The following is a 24,867-nucleotide window of genomic DNA, read 5'->3' as shown; positions in this document are numbered from 1 at the left end:
ATATTGATTACAAAACTAATTCCAAGTTTCTGAAAACGTAAAAAAAATGTTTAAGTTGTAAAAAAAATTTTACAACATGATGTTCAATGAAAAAAGGAGCCGTTCAAGCTCCTTTTAATTAATAAAATATTTATTCATCTTATATAGTAAGCTTTGTCTGGAGATCCCCAACATTCTTGCCGCGGTAGACGCATGTCCGTGCGATTCTTCCAAAGCCTGCACGATGAATTGTTTCTCGATTTCCTCGAGCTGATCAGGCAACGCTTTGGCTTGATCAAAGGAATAGGTTCCCTCGGTTTTCATCTCGTATTTGACCTCTCCAATTTCACGCGGAAAGTCATCGATCGACAGCTTGTCGGATTGGCAAAGGACAACCGCTCTTTCCACGGCATTTTCCAATTCTCGGACGTTCCCAGGCCAGTGGTATTCCATCAAGATCTTCATTAACTCGCCAGAAATTTGATAATCCTTTTGATTTCGTTTTCGGTGCTTGTCCAAAAACTCTTCGATCAAGAACGGAATATCATCTTTTCTTTCTCGAAGTGGTGGAATAGACATATCCACGATGTTCAATCGGTAATACAAATCTTCACGGAATGTTCCAAGCACGACCATCTTTTTCAAGCCTCGATTGGTGGCGGAGATGATTCGGACATCTACTTGCTTAACCGTATTGCTTCCCAAGCGCATAAAGGACTTTTCCTGGGTAACCTGCAGCAGCTTCGCTTGCAGCGATGCACTGATTTCCCCAATTTCATCAAGGAAGATTGTTCCACCATGAGCCGCTTCAAACTTACCTGCACGACTAGCCATGGCACCTGTAAAAGCTCCCTTTTCATAACCGAACAGTTCGCTTTCCAGGAGCTGTTCAGGAATCGCTGCACAGTTGACGGATATGAATGGGGCTTTGCGCCTTGCACTCAGCTTGTGAATCATACTGGCAATCATACTTTTCCCTGTTCCGCTTTCCCCTTCCAGCAACACCGTCGCGTCGGTATTTGCAACTCTCTCAACCAACTGGTAAATGCGTTTCATGGCCGGACTGAATCCGATCCATTCCGGAGATGCTTCCGCATTTTTCAATTTTTCTTTCAAAAGAAGATTCTCTTCTTTCATTTCCAGCCATTCATAAGCTTTTTCCAGGACAACTAGGATTTCCTCCAGTTTGGCAGGCTTGACCAAATAATCGAAAGCTCCTGCTTTCATCGCGGATACCGCACTTTCCACATTGCCATAGGCTGTCATGAGAATAAAGATCTTATTGGGGTACAAAGGAATAAATTCCTGTAGCAGCTCCAAACCGGTCGTATCAGGGAGCATCAGGTCCAGAAAAATCACCTGTGCTTCGCTTTCGATGAGTTTCCGCCGGGCATCCTGCCCATTGATCGCCGTAGATACAGCATATCCGCTTTTCCCCAGAGAAGATTGAAGGATTTTCAGAAGCTTGACTTCATCATCGATTAGCAAGATCCTTTTCATCGTTTTCCCCCCTCATCTGTTTTGGTATTTGGACAAATAAAGTCGTTCCCTGTCCTTCTGTACTTGTTGCCCAAATTTTCCCCTCATGTTGAAGCAAAATTTCATGGGCAATCGATAATCCCAATCCGGTTCCCTCCCTTTTGGTGGAGAAGAAAGGATTAAAAATCCATTGGATCATCGTGGATGGAATTCCCTTCCCTGTATCTTCAATTTCCACTTTCCAGTAGTCATGGTCATCCTCCAGTCGGACAGCGAGAGTACCTCCCTGCTCCATCGCTTGAAGACTATTTAAGAATATATTCAAAAAAACCTGAGAAAGCTTGTTCTTGTTTCCAAACACCATGGCATTGTCGGTATTAAATTGTCTTTCAACCCGTACCTCTTGGTCTTTCATTTTTCGCCGCAACAATTGTAATAATTCATTAAGCAGGCGCGCAAGATTTAACTCTTGTTTTCGTTCCTCCTGTTCCCCTTTGGAAAGCTTAAGGAAATCCGTTAGCAGCCGATTCATACGGTCAGCGGTCTCCAGAATATCCCCGGTCATCTCCTGAATGAATCCATGTTCCCCCTTATCCTTCACATCCAGATCAATCGCTTCCGCCGCCGCTTGAATGATGCTGAGTGGATTCTTGATTTCATGGGCAATACCTGCTGTTAACTGTCCCAGTGCTGCCAACCGTTCCGTCTGTTTCGCATATTCTTCCAATCTTTTTATTTCACTCACATCCCGAAAGACCAAGATTGCTCCTAATAGCTTTTGATCCTCTCCACGAAAGAAGGAAGAATAAGCTTTTACATCATGTTTTTTTTCGTATTTATCCAAAATATAACTTTCCGCTTCATCAAACTCTTTTCCTTCCTTAAGGGTTTGCCAGGACATAAACTCTTCCTTTTTCTCCTTCAAGGGAATGTCAAAAATATAATTGCCGATCACTTCATCGCGCCTATAAAGGGTTAGCTCTTCGGCCCCCCGATTAAAGGTTGTTATCTTTCCTTCTTTATCGGTCGTAATGACACAATAGGGAATGGACTCCAGAATATAATATAATTTCCGTTCTTTATTTCTTAACTCTTTCGCCATCTGATCCATGGTCATAAACAGTTCTTCCAGTTCATCTTTGGTATGAATAATATCAAAGCTTTTCCGTTTATTCTCTTTATATTCTTTGGCCTGTTGAATCAATCCCATTATCGGCTTGACTACCCTTGATGTTCCGTAAACACTCAAACCTATTGCAACCAAAAGAACCACCAAGAATCCTTCAATCAATAGTTCCATCACTTTATATGAAGGCGCCCAAGCCTGACCGATCGGCTCTGCTACGATCAGTCCAAACTGGCCTAATGTCATTGGGCGATAGGCCGCAATCATCCTCTGATTGCTAAGCTCTCCTTCCCATATTCCATATCTTTGTTTTTTTAGAAAAATACCTACTTCATGCTCCTTTAGGGATTGGCCAATAGAAGTCACGTTACTGTGCGCAATAATGGAACCTTCCCGATCAATGACTATATTGATCCCTTGTTTGCCAATTTTTAATTCCTTTATATATTCGGAAAGAACGCTAAGATTGAGATAAGCAATAACTCCACCGCGGTATTCACCCTGTTCATTAAGCTTAGGGTAAGCAATGGCAATCGTCTTCTTGCCGTTAGGTAATGTTATCATATTCGTTAAATAGAGGGTTTTGCTCCAAGCCAGACGGTCTGCTATTTCATCAATGTTTAAAGGAGTTGGAAAGGGGACCTCTGGAATTCTGGCGATTAATTTCCGCTTGTCATCAAAGGTTTGAATAAAATAATAAAGTGGTTCGCGAGCCCAGACTTTTGGCATTTCTGCCGAAAACAGATGTTTATCTGTTTCCAAATAAGTGGATGCGGTTCGCATATCACTGACCATTTTATTTAAAAGGATATCGATTCTTTTTCCAAGCGTTCTCGCGATAACTTCATCACGATATTTGATTTGTTCTTGAAACGATGTGTTCATCACCTGAATGGTAAACCAATATACCGAAGATAAAACAAATAAAGTAACCACTACGGTAATAAGTAAATAGCGTTTGGTTAATTTTGAGGTAAATACATTCATTCCTTTTATATCCCTTCTCTATAAAAGAAAAATCCCCACTATCGCCAGGGATTTTCATTATTATTATATACTATTAATGTATTTACTCATATGACATCTCTATCCAATATCATCAGATGATCGTTGATTAGAGGTTTATAAAAATGTGTTCTTCTGGACAGGATCAATTTTTCCTGATTAAACCACCATTCTGATGGTACCGTGGTAAATCTAAACACTTGCCCTTCCTCTTGATCCATACTTGTAATCCTGGTCTTATCCAATCCATATAATGGATCCAGGGTATACAAACCGCTTCCCCCCAGACAACCGCATCCTACATAATTAGCAATGATCGTATACGCTTGTGCTCCCATCGCGACGGCATTCCAGGTCGTCAGGGAACCAAGGGGATAAGGATAAATCGGGATTTCCCTAATGAGTTGGATCTCCTTGCCATAAGAACCCTCCCAGCTAGCAGGGATAGCAATCATATCCGCGCGTTGTACGGCCATCACGCCATAAACTTCCGGAAATGCAGCATCATAGCCGATCATAATACCAATTTTTCCTATTTGTGTGGGAAAAACCGATATCTGCTGACCCGGTGATGCCCATTCTTTCTCCGTAACCGTCAGGTGGGTTTTTCTATATTTCCCAATACAATCTCCTTCCGGACTGATCAGCAAGGCGGTGTTATAGAGGAATTCGTTTTCTTTCTCAATAAGTCCAAAAATCATATGAACCTGATATTTTTGGGCCCATGCTTTGACCATCTTTACAGTTAGACCATCCATCGGTTCCGCTAAGTCATAGGCCATAGGATTGGATAATAAGTGTACAGGGCCAATGAAGGACAGCTCAGGCAAGACAAGGAGATCAAGCTTTTCCCCAAAATCTTCAGCCTTTTTCACCGTTTTCATCAATAGATCCCCGATCTTCCGCAAGTTATATGATTTATCCCCTACGTTAGGATGATACTGGATGACGGCTACTTGGATTGACTTGGAATTCGTTGTTTTTCTGCTATCCCAAGGTCCGGCAGACAACATGAGTTCCTGATATAACTCTGGCCTTCTTTCTTGCAGTCTCCGCTTACCCGGATTATCATAGTCTCTAGGATTCATATCTGCATAGAGAATGACCGGCTCATCTATATCCTCATTTGATGTAGGAATAAAGTCGGTCTCCGCCAATTTCTCCCCGTATGGAGACCATATACAGCTTGCACCGATCATATGATATCCTTTTTCCGTATTTGACCGGTTTGCGCTAATAATATATAGCCCATTGGATTCCGCCCGATCTTGAAGCATCGATATGGATTGAGCCGTCGAATTCGTCAAGAACACCAAGATATCGGCTCCTAGAAGAGCGGGTATCCGGGCGGACTCAAAATAAGCGGAATCCATACAAATATTGATGGCTATCTTACCCAACTTTGAATAAAACACCGGGATCCCCAGATCCCCCCAAGCCGCCCATCTCTCTTCTGTTTCCCATAAATGGGTTTTTCGGTATTTCCCTATATATCCTTCCGGCCCAACAAAAGCAGCTGAATTGTAATAAATTCCCGTTTCCTTATCCACTTCTGGCATCCCAATCACAATATAGGCATCATATTGCTTGGCAATGAACTCGAACTGACCGGTAGTGACCCCTGGGATCGTATCCACGAAAGGCTCTATCGCTTGGCGATCCGCATAATGATACCCTGTTGTGGCCATTTCCGGGGTGACAATTAGCTTGGCCCCCTTTTGTGCCGCTTCGGTTACGATCTTCAGCAGATCCCGAATATTTTCTTCCCGTTCATGTAGTTTTGGATTGAATTGGATGCTTGCTGCTTTAAACGGATACTGGACTAGACGCATATTCAACTCTCCCATGATCAAAAAATGGAGGGAGCGATGCAAAACGCTCCCTAATCATCGATTCCGCATGCTTCAGCTAATACTTCTACCAGATGCAAGGCCTGAACTTGGCCTGAACAGCCTGATCGTTCGACTCCCAACCTCATCTGCAACAAGCAGCCAGGGTTGGCCGTAAGAATCGTGCTGGCCTTCGTATCTTTGGCCTTCTCCATCTTCTCATCAAGAATTTTCATCGATTCGTCAAAATGGATCAGATTATAGATCCCACCGGAAGCGCAGCAGCGGTCGCTGCCTTCCATTTCCACAAAAGTGGCTCCCGGGATGGAGCGTAATAAGAAGCGCGGCTCCTTATGAACCCCCTGCACATTACGCAAATGGCAGGAATCTTGATAAGTGATGGTTCCCTTCCATTCTTTTTTGAACGGAAGAGGGCCAAATTCAACCAGGATCTCACTGATGTCTTTCGATTTGTTTACAAATGTCTTCGCCCGATCCCGCCAATCCGAATCATTAGCCAGAAGATGATCATACTCCCGCAGCATCGCCCCGCAGCCACCGGCATTATTGATATAATAGTCGGCACCGGATTGTTCGAATGCAACGATGTTCGTTCTTGCCATCTCCTTGGCATGATCCGCCATCCCTTGATGTGCATGCAGAGCACCGCAGCAGTTCTGCTTCGCGGGTATGATAACTTCGCAGTCGACCAGGGTGAGCAGTTCTATGGTGAGACGATTGGTCCGGTGCATCATGGCATCCATGATGCATCCGGCAAAAAACGCCACACGCGCTTTCTTTTCCCCTTTGGCCGGAATGACCGATCCCCATTTGTTCCGCTTCATCGGTGATTCGATCGGAGGGAGCACTTTTTCCAACTGTGCCATCGGTTCGAAAATCTTAGGAATCAGCCCGGTTTGGCGGACCACTTTATATAATCCGCTCTTTTGATATAGCCATGTAAGATTGCCCAACAATCGCAAGCGCTTGGGATGAGGAAAAAGCTGGGACAGAATCACGTTCTTTATTTTGCTTCCCCATGGGGCACTTGTCTGCTGCGATTGCTTTTCGGCCAAAACCTCTTTCGCCGATTCGAGGATATGCCCATATGGAACACCGACCGGACAAGCCACCTCACAGGCCCGGCACCCTAAACATAGGTCAATCGGCTCTGCCAAATCCTGTTCCAGGTCAATCTTTCCTTCCGCCGCCATCTTCACCAGATTGATTCTTCCCCTTGGCGATGCGGACTCTTTCCCCATGGATTCATAGGTCGGGCAAGCCGGCAGGCAATATCCGCATTGGACACATTGGTTCGTCGCATCATAGGATAAGTCGAACAGCTTTTGCGCGTGTTGATCCGATCCCTTTAACTCTTTTTTTAACGGTAAGCCCATTAGGTCAACACCACCTTGGTTTGGCCCGGCTTCGGAAAGATCTTTCCAGGGTTCAGGATATTATTCGGATCCCAGGCCTCCTTAATTTTTTTCATCATCATTAATCCTGCTTCCCCTAATTCCATCTTCATATAGGCTGATTTCAAGGTTCCTATTCCATGCTCACCAGAGAGCGTTCCGCCTAAAGAAACCGCCGCTTCAAAAATCTCGCTGACCGCATCCTCTACTCGCTTCATTTCTGCAATATTGCGTTTATCCGTAATGATATTCGGATGAAGGTTACCGTCTCCGGCATGGCCAAAGACCACCAGATTCAGCTGATACTTTTCCCGGATTTGCTTCAGGTGCTCCATCATGGCCGGAATTTGGCTGCGCGGCACGGTGGCATCCTCCGAAATTTTAGTCGGGCCCATTTGCGTAATCGCTGGAGAAACCATTTTTCTGGCTTTCCAGATCTCCATCCGCTCGGTTTCATTTTGGGCGATGCGCACACTCGTTGCTCCAACCTCATAGCACAAAGCCTCGCATTTTTTGATTTCTTCTTCGAGCGCATTCGGATGCCCATCCACCTCCACGATAATCAGCGCTTGGGCATCAACAGGCAATCCGCACGGGCTGAAGTTTTCTACGGCGCGAATGCAGGGGTTATCCATCAATTCCATGGCCCCCGGCAAAATACCGGAAGACAGGATTTTAGTAATCGCATGGCCGGAATCGATCAAGCGGTCGAAAGTGGCCAGTAAGGTCTTTCGCGCTGGCGGCTTCGGAATCAGGCGCAAAATCGCTTCCGTGACAATTCCCAGCGTTCCTTCCGAGCCGACGATCAGTCGGGTAAGATCGTAGCCGGTTACATTTTTGACTGTTTTTCCTCCGGTGCGAATAATTTCTCCGGTTGGCGTGACGACCTCCAGACCAATCACATATTCCTTTGTCGTACCATACTTCAGCCCTTTTGGACCGCTGGAATTTTCGAGCAGGTTTCCGCCGATGGTGGAAACATGCGAACTGCTCGGATCAGGCGGATAAAACAATCCTACTTCTTCCGCTTTTTTATGAATCTCAGCTGTGATCACGCCAGGCGAAACAATTGCCAATAAATTTTCACGGTCTATAATCAGTTTTTTATTTAGTCGGGACATGTCCAGAACCATCCCGCCTTCGACGGGAAGCGGACCGCCGCTTAGCGAAGTGGAGGCCCCCCGCGGATAAACTGGGATCAAATGCCGGTTGGCTAATTTCACCAGTTTGCTGATTTCATCCGCATTGTCCGGCTGAATCACGACGTCCGGCAAATATTCTCCGAAGGAAGCATCATAGCTGTATGAATAACGGTCAGAAAGATCCAGTAGGATGCGTTCAGTGGGAATGATCTTTTTGATTTCCTCTAGAACATGCTGCTTCATATCACTCCACCCTTTCCTCTTTTATATGCCAAGCAGTTGCTTCGGATTATGGACAACCATCCGCTCAATCTGCTTTTCGGTTATGCCGCATTCCAGCATCTCCCCGATAAACTGGCTCAGTGCCTGAATCGGCGGAATGTTATGCTTCTGTCCATAGTCTGTAACCATGACACAATGTTCCGCGCCCAGGTGCTTGATGCTTTCCGCCATTTCTTCAATGGTCAGATCCTTGAAATCTCCGCTGCAGGCCAGGTAGCACTTTTCCAGAATACAGCCTTTTTTCACAAGTTCCTTTTCCAGCTCGTAAGGAACGCGGGCAATGCCCAAATCCGTATGCTGGATCAGGATTTTTTCAACCCCATGTTCTTTGGCCGCATCCACGAGAACCATCACCTCAGCTGGGGCAATATGGCCTGTGGCCAAAATAACATTGGATTCTGCGATCAATTCGAGAATCTCATGGACTTCGGGAAGGACGTTCCGGTTTTCATCCCATATTTCCAACCCCTCTTCCGGATGAGTTAACGGACGCTCACTGGTAAAAAAACGGGTCTTCTGTTTGGCAAAATGGCGACGATGTTCCTGAGCGGAGAAGGTCGGCATCCAGATGATCTTCGCACCCAACCGGATGGCAGCATCAACAGCCGTAGGTGACAGCCCCCCGGTAAAATAGTTGCAGGCAAGTCCTCCGTAGACATGCAGCTGAGGTTCCTTTTGGCGAATTAGGGTGGTACGGTCAACCGTTTGCGCTTCATGAGCTTTGATGATTACTCCGGCCATCCCTGCCGCTTTTACATCTTCGATCAGTTCCCAATCCGTTTGTTTCCTAGGAAACAGACTGGGAGTACTATGGCAGTGCATCTCTATGGCACCTTTTAATAAAGGATGAAATGTAGACATTTAAGAATCTCCTCTCAAAATAGCTTTTTAATAAAAACTTAATAAGAAACAATGCAATAACCGTGCCAACTAACCATTTCTTCTTAAATAAAAATTACAATACAAAAATGGCTTATCAAATCCATGTACCAAATGTAGTTGTAAAAATTTTTTTCGAACATTTTGTAAAATTTTTTTACAATTTTTTTGCTCCATTCAAATTAAAGAGCAGCGCTTATCACGCTGCTCGAAATTGCTTATGCCATTACTTTTTCAGGTTCTACGAAAGAAGCGGTATCTATATTAGTTTGAAAAAATTCTTTCAACTGTCCGACTAGATCCTGAAATACAGGATGTTCATGATACATAAAATCGTTATGCTTTCCATCAATTTCGTAATATCGCTTCGGCTCTTGAGCCGCTTCAAATAAAGTAAGAGATTCTTCAACTGGATGCAAGAGATTATCTTTGCCATGAGCGATAAAAATCGGACGTGGAGAGATTTCCGCCACCACTTTTTCTGCATTCATCATTGCAATGGATTCCGTAAATTGTAATTGCGTTTGCTTACCAAACGGAGATAACGGAACAAGTTCCTTTTGTACATAGTCATTCGTTGCCGGATCCAAGGGATAGTGGATAAATGGGTCAGCTGGTAGAGAATGCCCTGTTGTCACGCGTCTCACTCGGTCTTCTTCCATCGCTTTCAGAATATTGTTCCATTCTACATAGGAATGAATGGATTTCAACCATCTTTCTCCGTTAAAGAATCCATTTAAGGCGGCAACCGCTTTTACACGCTTATCTGCAGCAGCTGCGCGAACCACATTGGCTCCTCCCATGCCCCAACCGATCAGACCAATTTGATTCGGATCAACTTCTTCTTGGACCTGTAAAAAGGTAATGGCATTGATGATATCCTCGACTTGTTCATCAAGGATGACTCTCCCTTTTTGTCCTTCACTCTCGGCAAATCCTCGATAATCAAACCCTAGGCAAACAAATCCAGCTTCTGTTAAATTTTGAGCGAAAAGACGCGGGTAAAACTCATTAAATCCTTGGTACCCTGAGTTTGGGATGATAGCCGGTCTCTTTTCCCCTGGCTGATAATCATCCGGCAAATATAGTGTTCCATCTAATTTAAAACCTTCACTATAAAATTGAATTTTTCTTTCTTGCATGTGTAAATGCCTCCCTAATGATAATTGAAATGCTTATACCTAATTACTATGCAATTCCCATGCCAAAACCTTATCTTGACGGTCCTAATCTCTTGGTCATAAATCCACCTTTAAAATGAATCGGTTCATAAGAAACAATAAATGCTTTTGGATCGATTTCCTGAATCGTTGGCCGAAATCGGTGTACCATTCTATCCTACCTTAGATAATTCTATATCTTTATCTTCATTTACCTCACTCTTATCATATTTTTCAGGAGATTTCGCGATCTTTATTAGAGAGATAAGAACGACAAGTTCCAGAAATAGTGCGGGAACTCCTCCAAGATTGTTAAGCATTTTGATACCATCAATTTTGGCAAAGCTGATCATCACCCATGCAACAAAACTAATAGTGATACCCCAAACCACTTTGACCATGATTCTAGGTTCTGGACTTTTTGGAGATATGCCCGTAGAACTAATCCCACCCATGGCTGTTATATTGGAATCGGCTGCTGTTACAAAGGAGATAAAGGCAATAAGCAAATAAAAAGGAATAATAATTTTTGCCAAAGGAAGTGCTCCAAATACCGCATAAAGTACAGCTTCCGGTCCATTTTTGGCCATAAGATCCGCAAGACCCGCCCCATTCATTTCCATATATATAGAGGTTCCTCCGAATAAGGTCATCCATATAGCTCCAAACAAAGCAGGCAGAACAAAATTAACTATAATCATTGCTTTTACGGTATAGCCATATGCAATTCTTCCTAAGAATAAAGCGGTAATAGCCGCCCAAGCAAACCAGCTTGCCCAATAGAATGTAGTCCACCACTGCGGCCATGGATCTTTCGCAGCAGCACCGGTAAACAAGCTTTTCTCAAAAAAGTGAGTTAGATAATATCCGAAAGATTCTGTTCCTAAATTTAATAAATAAGTAGTAGGGCCTGCAACAAACAAAAATAAAGCTATAGCATAGAAGACTTTCATATTGATGTCAGACAGAATTCGAATTCCCTTTTCAAGCCCTGTAGAAGCTGAAACAATAAATATAAAGGTTAAAACAACAGCAATGATTGCCCAAAGGTAAGGGTTACTTGGAAGATCAGTCAAGTAATTGACTCCTCCAGCTAGGTTCAATAGACTTTGTCCTATAGATCCTGCCATACCCAGCGATAACGTTAACAAACAAACCGCATCAACAACTTGACCCCATTTCCCATTGATCTTGTTGCCAAATACGGGAATCAAAGTGGAATTTAAACTAAAAGGTTGACGCATATTATAATAGGCAAATGCAAATACAATGGCTGGAACACAATAAATCGCATAGGGTGTAATCGTCCAATGAAGATACATCGAAGACATCGCAAAGATGGCAGCTTCGGGACTATTGGGTGTAATGCCAAGGGATTCAGGTGGTGCCGATACATGATAGACTGGCTCCAAGATTCCCCAAAAAGTAAGTCCTGAAGCAATCGTTGTCGTTAATGTAATACCAAACCAATGCTTAAAACTTAACAAAGGTTTTGCTTTAGCACCACCAATTTTGACATTTCCAAGAGGAGAAAAATAGACACCGACACAGGCGATTACCATAAGTAATCCACTTAGACTAAACAACCATCCCAGATTGGCAATCACCCAATTATTCGCTTTGGTTGTTGTAGTGATAAATACTTCCCGATTCGTAAAACTTAGAACGACCGCTACTAGTAATAATAAGAAGGGTGGCCAAAATACCCCATGCTTTAACTTTTTCATTCCTCATCCCCCTTGAATTTTGAGCATTTTGTATAATATAAATTAGTAGCAAAATTTATGCCAAAAACCGAGTGATTAAAGGCAATATGAAAAGCAGCCATATTCCTACAGCTGCTTTTCATGTCGATTAGTAGACCATAACTTTCTCTGGAACTTGAACATTCAAATGAGCGGAGAAGAATACCACTAGTTTGGCCACCAAGTCATTCAATACCGGATGATCATAATACATGAAATCATTATGCTTTCCATCAACCTCCACATATTGCTTCGGTTCTTTCGCCGCTTCGTACAGAGCCAAAGATTCGTCTACCGGATGGAGCAAGTTATCTTTTCCATGGGCAATGAATACCGGACGAGGAGAAATTTCAGCCACTGCTTTTTCGGCATTCATCCCAATGATCGAATCTGTAAATTGTAATTGTGTCTGCTTTCCGAACGGAGATAGCACGGCAAGTTCCTTTTGCACATAATCTTCCGTTGCCGGGTCCAGCGGATAATGGATAAACGTATTATCATACTGAGATTTCCCGGTGGTAACACGTCTGATCCGATCTTCTTTTACTGTTTTCAAAATGTTATTCCATTCCACGTAGGTATGGATGGATTTCAACCATCTTTCCCCATCATAGAATCCATTCAGCCCGGCAACCGCCTTGACCCGTTTATCCGCCGCTGCCACACGAATGACATTCGATCCGCCCATGCCCCAGCCAATCAGACCGATGCGATTCGGATCCACTTCTTCTTGAACTTGCAAAAAGGAAATAGCGTTCATAATGTCCTGTACCTGCTCATCCAGAATGACGCGCCCTTGTTCGCCTTCACTATCGGCGAATCCGCGGTAATCAAATCCCAAGCAGACAAACCCGGCATCGGTTAAATATCTTGCAAACAATCGAGGATAAAACTCGTTAAACCCTTGGTATCCTGAATTCGGAATAATTGCCGGTCTTTTTTCACCTGGCTTGTAGTCGTCCGGCAAATATATTGTTCCATCCAATTTACAACCTTCACTGTATAAATTAATTTTTCTCTCCTGCATGTCTAAGCGCCTCCTAATGATGTGATGAATTTATTAAACTCACTCTTTTATATAGCAATATCTATGCCAACTTTTTCGAGATAATTTTCGTATTAAACTCTTCGTTTGTAAAAAAAGTGAACGATTTGTAAAAAATTTTTTCGTGCTTTTAACTATTCAACAAGATTAAAGGACATGTTAATTTATCTTTTTGAACCACTTCTAAATTCATCGAATTCCTCCTTTGAGATATTACAAAATCTTGACCTACTTCATTCTTTACATCTTGACCTTTTGACATTTCATTCTGACCAGAATGATGATTTGCACATACCCAACGGGATATATCGTGAATTCATATAAACATATCCAGTTTTGAATATTAATCGGCTATCCAAAATGATTTTTTCTACTTTTTTACATTCCAAACAGAGAAATAACATTTTGAATTTTTCTTACTATATTTTCTCTTCTATTAAAATAACGATCAATTAATTAAAAAACAGGACCACCGATTATTCATCTTTTAAATGGAAATAAAGTATCCTTAAGATGCTTAATCGGTGGTCCTATGTTATTTCATCATTTACCTTTAGTTAACTCAATGAGCAAATCATTGGTCTCTATGGTGTCTCCAGCTTTTACATGAATGACTTTAATTACTCCGTTATAGGGAGCTTGTATGGTAGTTTCCGCAGGTTATACAATAATATCGTAACAAAAATACAGGTTTTGTTACTCTTTTTCTGATTTTATATAATTCATCGCCCCCTGAACATCATCTAAAGGAAGACAGAAAAAAACAGCAACCACGAAGTCCGGTAGAACTCCATGATGCTGGTGTTAGTTGGAGTGAGTAAAAGTAAGATGGTTAAATACAATAAATCCAAGAAGAGAAAATATATCCACTTTTTTCGGATAACAAGGGCTACTTTAACCTTCAGCTCATTTTTGCTTCTTACGCCGCAAATCAATATCCATATTTATATATTAAATCGAATTAAAGTTAGATAGAGAAAATCAGTGAACATTTTTGCAAGACCAGTGGTATTTTCCCACATAAAATGGTTTATTCTTTCTGAATTACAGTAGCAACACCTTGTCCCCCGCCAATGCATAATGTAGCTAACCCATACTTAGCCTCTTCACGGCGCCCTAATTCGTGGACAAGTGTCACAAGAATCCTTGCACCACTTGCTCCAATTGGATGCCCTAAGGAAATGGCTCCACCATTGACATTCAATTTATCTTTTGGGATATTCAATTCAACATCAACTGCCAATGATTGCGAAGCAAATGCTTCATTAGCTTCAATAAGATCGATCGCATCAAGAGTCAGCCCTGCCTTCGCCAACGCCTTGCGGGTAGCAGGAACCGGTCCAATCCCCATAATGCTTGGATCTACTCCTGCGCTGGCGTTTGCTTTAATCACTGCCAATGGCTTAAGCCCTAATTCTTCAGCCTTTTCTCTGCTCGTAAGAAGAAGCACTGCAGCGCCGTCATTAATACCAGAAGCATTACCAGCTGTTACCATTCCATCTTTTTTGAATGCAGATTTAAGTTTTCCTAAGGATTCCGCCGTAATACCTTTCCTCGGAAATTCATCTGTATCAAAAACTTTAGCATCTCCCCTGAGTTGTGGAATTACAACAGGTACAATCTCATCCTTAAATTTACCTTCAGCAAGAGCTGCTTCGGTCTTTTGCTGGCTCCAGGCTGCGAATTGGTCTTGATCCTCACGGGAAATCTCGTATTTTTCAGCCAGATTCTCCGCTGTAATCCCCATGTGATAATTGTTAAATGCACACCACAAACCGTCATGAATCATAGAATCTATCACTTTTTGATCGCCCATACGGAATCCGTTTCTGGCATTCTTCAAAAGGTAAGGGGCTTGCGACATATTTTCCATACCGCCAGCAAGCACGACATCTGCATCCCCAGTCAAAATCGCTTGAGTAGCCAGATGAACAGCCTTCAAACCAGAACCACAAACCTTATTGATCGTCATAGACGCAAGTGTCTCCGGAAAACCAGCTTTAATCGCAGCCTGACGGGCAGGATTCTGACCAAGCCCAGCCTGCAACACATTGCCCATAATGACTTCGTCCACTTGTTCAGGTTTCAGTCCAACTTTCTCGATGGCAGCTCTAAGTGTAACTGCTCCTAATTCAATGGCTGATACACTAGCCAAGGATCCATTAAAGGAACCAATTGCCGTACGAACAGCACTTACGATAACTACATCTCTTTTACTCATTTTTTTCTCTCCTTGTTGTATTTTTTACACATGTTACAAAGGAATAGCATCTTGATAAATCCTACCACGATATAAACCAGAAAGAAAAACTTCGTAAAGAGTAATCAGACTTTTCCATATTAACGTCTTATGAAAAAATAACCCGCGTGGCAAACAAGGACTGGTGGGCATCGCGGAACGTCGTATCGGTCAAGAGCAATCGGTTTTCATTTTCGATCCATTCCACAAGACCCGCAGCCCCTCGCTCCTCCAAGATTTGCTTGGAACCACCCGGATATTCTTACTTAACAGAGGTCACTGGAATGCGCGGAGCGGCAAAGCTCGGCTTCTTGCCCTTCGGTAATCCCGGATGACCATTGACGATGGTTTGTCCGAAATAGGTTAACAGCTTCGTTCCGCGGTCACGGCGCTTGCGGAACTCGAACAGCTCTCTAGATGTATCGATAAATGACGTATCATATTTCCCGCTTAAAAAGTCTGGGTGTTGGACCACGTTCTCCAAAAAAGGAATATTGGTTTTTACGCCGCGGATGCGGAATTCCTTAGCGCTTTTCGTCCCTCGTTAATTGGCATCTTATCGTTTCTTCCTTTTTCATTTAGGAGATTTGAATTATTCAAATAACAGCAGAAACTATTAATTGGAAATAGTTTTCATTTTTCACATTTTAAATACCGGCGGGCTAAAAAAAGGAGGGATCTTCCCTCCCAAGTTGAGGAGTAGATGTACCAACAGCTCACAACCGTTAGCCAACTATAGTAAAGGAGTGACAACCACTCCATCCACGGATTCAACGTACGATGAATCAATGGATCAAGTGGTTGCAACACTCTTAATCCGATGATAGTCGGTCTTTAAACACCTATCGAAAAACATGAAAACCCATTAATCGATGAAGCTCCTTTGACGCTCCTTCTTAACAGAGATGATTATGCTAATTGTGAATTTTTATTGTCTTAGGATCAGCTATCCCAACACCAACAATAAAGGTTAAAACTTTCAGATTATTAATATCAAGAAAAAGAGTTACGCATCTTTCACTTCATTGATTAAGTGATTTAAATAATCAACAGCCTTTCTCATACGCACTCCGTACCAACTGAAGATTTCGCCATCAACCAATATCGGTTTAGCACCAGGTACATGTGTAACAAACTCGATCTCATCTCTGGCCTTAAAAGGATAAGGCTCGGAAGATAAAAAGATAAAATTTAAGTTTGCTTGTTGCAACTCCTCCATCGTAACAACCGGGTACCTTTCTGGCCGATCCTTAAAAACATTAATAAATCCGCACTTTTCAAGGATCGAGTTAATAAACGTATGATTCCCTGCAACCATATAAGGTTTTTTCCAAATGACATATGCCACCCTTGTCTGATTAGCCGATTCAAGATATTGAAATCGCTCCTGGATTTCTATCACTATTTTTTCAGCGTTCTTCTGCTGATTACATATATACCCCAAATCACCAATCATCTTTAATGCGTCATCATAGTTTTCTACATTAATAACATAGACTGGGAAAGATTTAGCCAAGTTCTCGATCATTTCCCTCGGGTTTTCTTCCTTTTCCGCAATGATCAAATCTGGCCTCAATTGTTGTACTATGTCCTCGTTGATTTGCTTTGTTCCCCCTACGATAGCAGCTTGTTTGATTTGATGGGCAGGATGAATGCAATACCTGGTTCGCCCAATGATTTCATCGGAAAGATGCAAGGCATATAATGTTTCTGTGATAGACGGACATAGCGATATGATCTTTTTGGGCGGAAACTGGTATGAGACTGTTCTCTGTAGATCATCCTCTAAGATTATTACGCTCATTATGCTCACCACATATATTAAAGAGTATAAATTGAAAAATAGCTATTTCCTTGATATTCAGGCTTGACTATTAAATTTCTCCTCTGAACTATTCTTGGTGCAACGTTGCTTCACGTGATCCCAGGTGCTGATTGATATACCTTGAAGCAACAAAGAGAAAATCTGAGAGTCGATTCAAATATTGAAGTACCACCTGATTAATGCCTTCCTCTTTTTGAATTTCTACAGCTGTTCTCTCTGCACGACGTACAATGGTCCTTGCCACGTGAAGTGCGGACCCTGCGGGATGTCCTCCAGGTAAGATAAAATTAGCTAGAGGTGGTAATTCAACCTCCATCTGATCAATTTGTTCTTCTAAGAAACAAACATCCTCATCAACAATTTTCCATCCAACCTTTTTTCCTTGTGGAGTCGCCAATTCTGCCCCTACATGAAACAGCTTGGTTTGGACTACACGGAGGATTCTATGAAAATCATTCCATTGTTCTTCCTGAGGAAGTAAAGAACGAGCCAACCCAATCATCGAGTTGGCCTCATCACAAGTACCATATGCCTTGACCCGTGGAGATTGCTTAGAAACACGTTGTCCGTAAACAAGGCTTGTTTCTCCTTTATCTCCCGATTTTGTATAGATTTTCATTCTATCCCTCCCTTTAATGACTGCTCATATTTCATGAGTGTGGGCGGTCCAGCCGGATCCACCCCACCCCATTTTTACTTGAGCTTAAATCATGTTATGGTTTTTCCTTCTTTAGCTCCAAGTCTCTTCAAAAATACTCTCACAACGGATCGGAATTGACCCTATTCCCATACTAAAAGCTATACTTTGAGAGTCTGTAATAGATTTTTGAATTCTTCCGTTAAATATGGCACCACTTCGAACAGATCCCCTACAATTCCATAATCAGCTATACTAAAAATCGGAGCTTCCGGGTCCTTGTTGATCGCTACAATCACTTTTGAATTCGACATACCTGCTATATGCTGAATCGCACCGGAGATCCCACAAGCAATGTAAAGATCGGGTGTAACCACTTTTCCCGTTTGCCCAATTTGCAGAGAATAATCGCAATAATCCGCATCGCATGCGCCGCGTGAAGCACCCACCGCAGCCCCTAATACGTCAGCTAATTCCTTCAGTGGAGCGAATCCCTCAGGACTCTTAACCCCTCTTCCGCCGGATACAACAATCTTCGCTTCGGAAAGGTCCACGCCGCTCGTCGCTTTGCGAACCACTTCCTTCACTATCGTTTTTACATCCTTTATCTCTACTGAAAACTCAATCTGCTTAGCCGTACGATTGATATCTGCATTTGACACTGGGATATTATTGGGACGAATCGTGGCGAAGATTTGCTTATCCACGATCTTTTTCTTCTGGAAAGCTTTTCCTGCATAAATCGGGCGTGTGAAAATGACTTCACCACCTATGTCCTCTATATCCGTTACATCTGATATGAGACCTAACTGAAATCTAGCCGCCAAACGCGGGGCTAAATCTTTTCCCAACGAGGTATGCCCCATGAAGATGACATCCGGATTGACCTCCTGTAACAATTGAGCCAATGTCTGCGTATAAGCATCGCTTGTATATTGATTCAAACGGGTATTGGTAACCGTATATACGATGTTCGCTCCATGTTGAGCCAACGCGTCTACATATTGGGATGCTTCACTTCCCAAAACAGCTGCTACAATCTCGCCGCCCTCAGATACTCGTTGAGCTGCAGATAAACATTCCAAGGAAATATTTCTTAATGCTCCTTCACGTGTTTCAGCCAATACCAAGATTTTTTTGCTCATATCTCCTTCTCCCCCTTAGATTACTTTGGCTTCTTGATGAAGCAGTTGTACAAGTTCTTTTGCTTGATCTGCTAGATTCCCAGACAAAACGCGCCCTGCATTCTTAGCTTTCGGCAAATACTGATCGATGACCATCGATTTGGCTTGTACTTCAGCCGGACTTATCCCAAGATCATCTGCACTTACTCTTTCAATCGGTTTCTTTTTTGCCTTCATAATACCCGGAAGGGAAGGATAGCGGGGTTCATTGAGTCCTTGCTGAGCCGTTATGAGTAGGGGCAGAGAAGTTTCGATGATTTCAGCATCTCCTTCTACATCCCTGACCACCGTCGCTTTTTCCCCTTCTATGGTCATTTGGGTAATGGAAGAGAGCGGCGAAATACCGAGTTCCTCCGCTAGGCGAATCCCAACTTGGCCTGCACCATTATCCACGGACATATTCCCCGTTAAAATGATGTCAAAGGAACGATCTTTGACCACCGCGGATAATACTTTGGAAAGGGTATATTCATCACCGAATAGAGTTTCATCATCCACTAGAATTCCTTTATCCGCCCCCATCGCTAAAGCGGTTCGTAGGGCACTTTCCACGCGGCTTGGACCAACCGTAATCACCGTGACTTCACCGCCAAACTCTTCCTTTAACTTAATCGCCTCTTCTACGGCATATTCATCATAAGGGTTTATAATAAAATTCAACCCTTCATCCTTAATTTGCCCCTGTTCAATTACGATTTTCTCTTCCGTATCAAGCGTCTGCTTCAGTAAAACGAGCATATTCATCCGGATTACCTCCTATATGGACTAGATTCATTTGAAAAAGATGGGGAGATTTGCATCTCCCCTAGTGATGGAGTTGCAGTTAACTAAACTTGTAAGATTAGAGTGTAGACCACTCCATTTCCTTGCCCATCGAATGGGCAAGGGTAGCAGTTTTCTACATTAGGTAATACCCACAGACCAAACCCTACATATTCCGTCGATACTGTCCGCCCACTTCATATAGAGCGGTGCTGATTTGTCCAAGAGAGGCCACTTTCACGCATTCCATTAACTCTTCAAACAAATTTCCATTTTGCAGCGCAACCTGTTTCAGACGTTCTAAAGCGGCAGGGTATTCGTCTTCATGTCTTTTCCAGAAATCTTGAAGATTTCGAATCTGGGTTTGCTTTTCTTCTTCCGTGGAACGGGCCAATTCAATTTCATAGGCATTCTCATCTGCATTCGGATTAATGAATGTGTTGACTCCAATAATCGGCAATTCCCCTGAGTGTTTCTTATGTTCGTAATACATCGATTCTTCTTGAATTTTTCCTCGCTGATATTGCGTTTCCATCGCTCCGAGAACTCCTCCACGATCGTGGATACGCTGGAATTCGGCCAATACCGCTTCTTCTACTAAATCCGTTAACTCATCAATGATAAAAGAACCTTGCAGCGGATTTTCGTTCTTTGCCAAGCCTAATTCCTTATTGATGATCATTTGGATCGCCATGGCCCGACGTACGGAGTTCTCTGTCGGTGTCGTGATGGCTTCATCATAAGCGTTCGTATGCAAGGAGTTGCAATTGTCATAGATCGCAATTAAGGCTTGCAAGGTTGTCCGGATATCATTGAAGTCCATCTCTTGCGCATGCAAGGAGCGACCGGAGGTTTGGATATGGTACTTCAGCTTTTGGCTGCGATCGTTTCCGCCATATTTATTTTTGATGACCGTCGCCCAAATGCGACGGGCGACACGACCCATAACCGTATATTCCGGATCTAACCCGTTACTAAAGAAGTAAGACAGATTAGGTGCAAAATCATCGATGTGCATGCCGCGGCTGAGGTAATACTCAACAAAGGTAAAACCATTCGCTAGCGTAAATGCTAATTGGGAAATCGGGTTTGCTCCCGCTTCGGCAATATGATAGCCGCTAATACTTACGGAATAGTAATTGCGCACCTTATGATCGATAAAGTACTGTTGTATGTCCCCCATCATCTTGAGCGCAAACTCCGTCGAGAAAATACACGTATTTTGCCCTTGATCCTCTTTCAGAATATCGGCCTGCACCGTTCCGCGAACCGTTTTCAGTGTCCATGCTTTAATTTGTTCTTGCTCTTCTAGGTTCGGTTGTCTTCCATTTTCCTGGATAAACTTCTCTACCTGCTGATGGATAGCCGTATTCATAAACATCGCAAGAATGATCGGTGCCGGACCATTGATCGTCATCGACACACTGGTGGACGGGTGGCAGAGATCGAAGCCTTCATACAATTTCTTCATGTCATCCAGCGTACACACACTCACTCCACTGTTTCCGATTTTTCCATAGATATCCGGACGGTAATCTGGATCTTGCCCATATAGGGTGACACTGTCGAAAGCGGTAGACAAACGCTTCGCTTCATCATTTTGGCAAAGATAATGGAATCGGCGGTTCGTACGCTCGGGTGTTCCCTCCCCAGCAAACTGGCGCTTGGGATCCTCACTCGTCCGTTTGAATGGGAAGACCCCTGCGGTATAAGGGAAATACCCCGGGAGGTTCTCCTTCAGTAGCCAACGAAGGATTTCCCCTTGGTCCTCAAACTTCGGTACACTAACTCTCGGAATTTTGTTTCCAGATAACGATTCCGTGTACAATTCCGTTACGATCTCTTGATCGCGAACCTTGGTCACTAACTGGTCTTGTTGGTACATTTCACGCATTTTCGGCCATTGTTCGAGCATCTGTTTGCATTCGGGATGGAGCTTCGCCTCATAATGAGTGATCATTTCATCTAGTTTAGCGATAAAGGCTTCCGTTTCTTGCTTTAACATCATTTGTCCATTGTGCTGCTGCGCCAATTGTTTTGTTCCTTTCAATTGGAACAGCTTGCGAGCAAAACCTACTTGCTCTTCCGAAAATTTCTTGTATTGGCGGACGGTTTGAACGACCTCTCCCAAGTATCCGGTTCGGTCTGGCGGGATAATCAAGTTCTTCTTCGTCACCTTCTGAATCTTACTATCATAAGAAGTGGGCCAGTAGCCCTCCGTTTTCTCTTCCACCAATTTCATCAGGTTTGCGAAAAGAACATTGGTTCCTTCATCATTAAACTGGCTGGCAATGGTTCCGAATACCGGCAGGTCCTCATCGGGAACTTCGAATAACTGACGGCTTCGTTTAAATTGCTTGCGTACATCACGCAAAGCATCTTCGGATCCGCGCCGCTCAAATTTATTGATGACAATGACATCCGCAAAATCGATCATATCGATTTTTTCTAATTGGGTGGCGGCACCAAATTCACTCGTCATGACGTACATCGCGATATCGCAAAGTTCAACAATGCCGGAATCCCCTTGCCCAATCCCGCTCGTTTCGACAATGACAAAGTCATAACCCGCCGCTTTGACCACATCAACCGCTTCCTTCGTCGCATGGCTTAACTCGGACTTCGATCCCCGAGTAGCCAAACTGCGCATGTACACGCGTGGATTGTTGATGGCATTCATTCGAATACGATCGCCAAGCAGGGCTCCTCCCGTCTTCATCTTAGAGGGATCGACGGAAATAATTGCAATAGATCGGTCTGGGAATTGCTCTAGAAAGCGTCGCACCAATTCATCCGTCAAAGAACTTTTTCCAGCTCCTCCGGTTCCTGTAATCCCTAAAACTGGTACGGTTGGCGCCTCTACCTGCCATTGCTCCAAGGCTGCAGCGACGGAACCATTGATCTCGTCCCTTTCCTGATTTTCCTCCGCAAGGGTAATGAGTCTGGCGATGGCACTCCACTGCTTCTCTTTTAAGTGTGCCAACTCTTGTTCCAACTGTTTCGGGGTGGGAAAATCCGTTTCCCGGATCATATGGTTGATCATGCCTTGCAGTCCCAATTCACGGCCATCATCCGGAGAGAATACCCGGGCAATGCCGTATTCGTGCAATTCCTTGATTTCAGCGGGAACAATCACGCCACCGCCTCCAGCAAAAATTTTAATGTGACTGGCACCCTTTTGCTTTAGCAAATCATGCATATACTTTAGATATTCCACATGACCGCCTTGATAGGAGCTGATGGCAATCCCCTGAACATCTTCTTGAATGGCCGCATTCACGACCTCATCAACGGACCGATTGTGTCCGAGGTGAATCACTTCCACACCGGAAGCCTGGAGAATCCGTCTCATAATATTAATGGCTGCATCATGACCGTCAAACAAAGCGGCTGCTGTCACAAAGCGTACGTTATGGGTGGGGCGATAAATATTCGTTTCCAAAGTCTTCACCTTCCTCTGCATCCTTTTAGTCTTTTAATAGGTACCCGCCAATGACCAATCGTTGAATTTCGTTGGTTCCTTCGTAAATTTGCGTAATCTTGGCATCGCGCATAAATCGCTCCACCGGATATTCACGGGTATACCCGTATCCTCCGAAGACCTGTACGGCTTCAATCGTCACTTCCATCGCGATATCTCCGGCAAACAATTTCGACATAGCAGATTGGAGTCCGTACGGTACGCCTTGGTCTTCCCTCCAGGCTGCTTGGTAGGTCAGCAAACGAGCAGCTTCAATTTTCGTCGCCATATCCGCTAATTTGAATTGGATGGCTTGCAGCTTGCCAATGGGTTTACCAAACTGAACGCGTTCCTTTGCATAAGCGACGGCATGATCCAACGCTCCTTGAGCGATTCCCAACGCTTGGGAAGCGATCCCGTTTCGACCTCCGTCAAGAGTCATCATGGCAATTTTGAATCCTTCCCCGATGTTACCCAATACATTTTCTTTCGGTACACGGCAATCCTCAAATATCACTTCTGTTGTAGCAGAGGAACGAATACCGAGTTTTTTCTCCTTCTTTCCTACTTTGAAGCCAGGGAAGCTCTTCTCCACAATAAAGGCCGCAATGCCTTTGTGCTTCAGTTCCGGATTGGTTTGTGCGAACACGATATAAATGTCGGCATAGCCTCCGTTCGTGATAAAAATCTTAGAGCCGTTAAGGACCCACTCATCTCCATCCAGAACTGCCGTCGTTTTCATTCCGACGGCATCGGAACCCGATCCCGGTTCTGTCAAGCAATACGCCCCCATGCTTCTGCCTTCCGCCATCGCCCGCAAGTATTTCTGTTTTTGCTCTTCCGTACCAAATTTATATACCGGCCATCCCGCTAACGACGTATGGGCAGAAAGGGTGACCCCGATGGAGGCATCCACGCGGGACAGTTCTTCGACCGCGATCACATAGCTCAGGTAATCCGCACCGGCACCGCCGTACTCTTCCGGCCATGGGATCCCGCACAGGCCAAGCTCCGCCATCTTGTGCCAAATCCCCATATCAAAGGTTTCTTCTTCGTCACGCTGGGCGGCAGTAGGCTCACATTCGTTTAAAGCGAACTCTCTGACCATTTTTTGCATCATTTGATGTTCTTCTGATAATTGAAAATTCATTTCTCACACTCTCCCTTTTTTAAATAAGTTGATTTATATACATCCATAATGCTAAGGGCACTATAGAGACTTCTCTACAATCTCGGCAATATCCAATGTTTTTACCTGATTTTCTACTTCCTTCGCCTTGGTTCCATCACTCATCATCGTCAAGCAATATGGACAGTTGCTTCCAATCGTTGTCGGATTGAGCCGGAGGGCCTGCTCCGTTCGCTCTAGGTTGATGCGTTTCCCTTGGGTTTCTTCTATCCACATATTCCCGCCACCAGCTCCGCAACACATCGCATCTTGCTTGTTTCTCTCCATTTCCAGCAGGTTGACCCCTGGAACGGACTTTAAAATTTTCCGAGGGATATCGTAAATTTCGTTATAACGGCCGATGTAACAAGAATCGTGATAGGCAATCGCTTCTTTTACCTCTTTAGTAGGTTGGATACGACCTTCTTCGATTAACTTGAAGATGAGTTCGGTATGATGATACACTTCCGCTTCTAAGCCAAATTCCGGATATTCATGCTTGAAGG

Annotated in this window: 18 protein-coding genes and 2 pseudogenes; all 20 read right to left on the bottom strand. The window is 43.7% G+C overall.

The features are described from left to right. Nucleotides 1-114: 114 nt before the first annotated feature. Nucleotides 115-1,479 carry a sigma-54-dependent transcriptional regulator gene (locus ABLT31_RS34655; protein ID WP_367760217.1) on the bottom strand — a complete coding sequence of 455 codons (1,365 nt, stop codon included), beginning with the start codon at nucleotides 1,477-1,479 and terminating at the stop codon, nucleotides 115-117. After that, nucleotides 1,454-3,571: a sensor histidine kinase gene (locus tag ABLT31_RS34650; RefSeq protein ID WP_367760216.1), complete on the bottom strand. Its 2,118-nt coding sequence runs from the start codon at nucleotides 3,569-3,571 to the stop codon at nucleotides 1,454-1,456. Before ABLT31_RS34650 ends, ABLT31_RS34655 begins: the two co-directional genes overlap by 26 nt. 86 nt (nucleotides 3,572-3,657) lie before the next feature. Continuing rightward, nucleotides 3,658-5,421, bottom strand: a complete 1,764-nt coding sequence (locus tag ABLT31_RS34645; RefSeq protein ID WP_367760215.1) for a nitrilase-related carbon-nitrogen hydrolase — start codon at nucleotides 5,419-5,421, stop codon at nucleotides 3,658-3,660. A 50-nt stretch (nucleotides 5,422-5,471) separates the two neighbouring features. Next, the gene (locus ABLT31_RS34640; RefSeq protein ID WP_367760214.1) at nucleotides 5,472-6,815 is read right to left on the bottom strand and encodes a heterodisulfide reductase-related iron-sulfur binding cluster; all 1,344 of its coding nucleotides are present in this window, start codon (nucleotides 6,813-6,815) and stop codon (nucleotides 5,472-5,474) included. Next, complete coding sequence (locus tag ABLT31_RS34635) at nucleotides 6,815-8,218, bottom strand: FAD-binding oxidoreductase (RefSeq protein WP_367760213.1); 1,404 nt, start codon at nucleotides 8,216-8,218, stop codon at nucleotides 6,815-6,817. Before ABLT31_RS34635 ends, ABLT31_RS34640 begins: the two co-directional genes overlap by 1 nt. A 21-nt stretch (nucleotides 8,219-8,239) precedes the next feature. Next, a complete protein-coding gene (locus tag ABLT31_RS34630) occupies nucleotides 8,240-9,118 on the bottom strand; it encodes a DUF6282 family protein (protein WP_367760212.1) in 879 nt (292 codons plus the stop codon). Nucleotides 9,119-9,354: 236 nt separating this feature from the next. Continuing rightward, a complete protein-coding gene (locus ABLT31_RS34625) occupies nucleotides 9,355-10,278 on the bottom strand; it encodes an alpha/beta hydrolase (RefSeq protein WP_367760211.1) in 924 nt (307 codons plus the stop codon). A 70-nt stretch (nucleotides 10,279-10,348) separates the two neighbouring features. Continuing rightward, nucleotides 10,349-10,468 carry a DUF2179 domain-containing protein gene (locus ABLT31_RS34620; protein ID WP_367760210.1) on the bottom strand — a complete coding sequence of 40 codons (120 nt, stop codon included), beginning with the start codon at nucleotides 10,466-10,468 and terminating at the stop codon, nucleotides 10,349-10,351. Between the two features lies 1 nt (nucleotide 10,469). After that, complete coding sequence (locus ABLT31_RS34615; protein WP_367760209.1) at nucleotides 10,470-12,023, bottom strand: BCCT family transporter; 1,554 nt, start codon at nucleotides 12,021-12,023, stop codon at nucleotides 10,470-10,472. Between the two features lie 127 nt (nucleotides 12,024-12,150). Continuing rightward, nucleotides 12,151-13,068 (bottom strand): alpha/beta hydrolase, encoded by a 918-nt coding sequence (locus tag ABLT31_RS34610; protein ID WP_367760208.1) that lies wholly within the window; start codon nucleotides 13,066-13,068, stop codon nucleotides 12,151-12,153. A gap of 561 nt (nucleotides 13,069-13,629) precedes the next feature. Further along, nucleotides 13,630-13,740, bottom strand: a pseudogene (locus ABLT31_RS34605) (biotin/lipoyl-containing protein); the annotation flags it as partial. Nucleotides 13,741-14,116: 376 nt separating this feature from the next. Next, nucleotides 14,117-15,307 (bottom strand): acetyl-CoA C-acetyltransferase, encoded by a 1,191-nt coding sequence (locus tag ABLT31_RS34600; protein ID WP_367760207.1) that lies wholly within the window; start codon nucleotides 15,305-15,307, stop codon nucleotides 14,117-14,119. Nucleotides 15,308-15,446: 139 nt separating this feature from the next. Beyond that, nucleotides 15,447-15,860, bottom strand: a pseudogene (locus ABLT31_RS34595) (pyruvate carboxylase); the annotation flags it as partial. A 471-nt stretch (nucleotides 15,861-16,331) separates the two neighbouring features. After that, complete coding sequence (locus ABLT31_RS34590; protein ID WP_367760206.1) at nucleotides 16,332-17,129, bottom strand: ABC transporter substrate-binding protein; 798 nt, start codon at nucleotides 17,127-17,129, stop codon at nucleotides 16,332-16,334. A gap of 88 nt (nucleotides 17,130-17,217) precedes the next feature. Then, on the bottom strand, nucleotides 17,218-17,769 hold the full coding sequence (locus ABLT31_RS34585; protein ID WP_367760205.1) for a cob(I)yrinic acid a,c-diamide adenosyltransferase: 552 nt from the start codon (nucleotides 17,767-17,769) through the stop codon (nucleotides 17,218-17,220). 179 nt (nucleotides 17,770-17,948) lie between these two features. Next, the gene (locus tag ABLT31_RS34580) at nucleotides 17,949-18,932 is read right to left on the bottom strand and encodes an electron transfer flavoprotein subunit alpha/FixB family protein (RefSeq protein ID WP_367760204.1); all 984 of its coding nucleotides are present in this window, start codon (nucleotides 18,930-18,932) and stop codon (nucleotides 17,949-17,951) included. Nucleotides 18,933-18,947: 15 nt separating this feature from the next. Then, a complete protein-coding gene (locus ABLT31_RS34575; RefSeq protein ID WP_367760203.1) occupies nucleotides 18,948-19,715 on the bottom strand; it encodes an electron transfer flavoprotein subunit beta/FixA family protein in 768 nt (255 codons plus the stop codon). 184 nt (nucleotides 19,716-19,899) lie between these two features. After that, nucleotides 19,900-23,175 (bottom strand): fused isobutyryl-CoA mutase/GTPase IcmF, encoded by a 3,276-nt coding sequence (gene icmF / locus ABLT31_RS34570; protein ID WP_367760227.1) that lies wholly within the window; start codon nucleotides 23,173-23,175, stop codon nucleotides 19,900-19,902. Between the two features lie 25 nt (nucleotides 23,176-23,200). Further along, complete coding sequence (locus ABLT31_RS34565) at nucleotides 23,201-24,343, bottom strand: acyl-CoA dehydrogenase (protein WP_367760202.1); 1,143 nt, start codon at nucleotides 24,341-24,343, stop codon at nucleotides 23,201-23,203. A 60-nt stretch (nucleotides 24,344-24,403) separates the two neighbouring features. Then, nucleotides 24,404-24,867, bottom strand: a 464-nt coding sequence (locus ABLT31_RS34560; protein WP_367760201.1) for a (Fe-S)-binding protein, incomplete at its 5' end; no start/stop codon positions are given.

The sequence above is a fragment of the Ammoniphilus soli genome (genome assembly GCF_040813775.1).
This window is presented reverse-complemented; position numbering and strand designations above follow the sequence as displayed.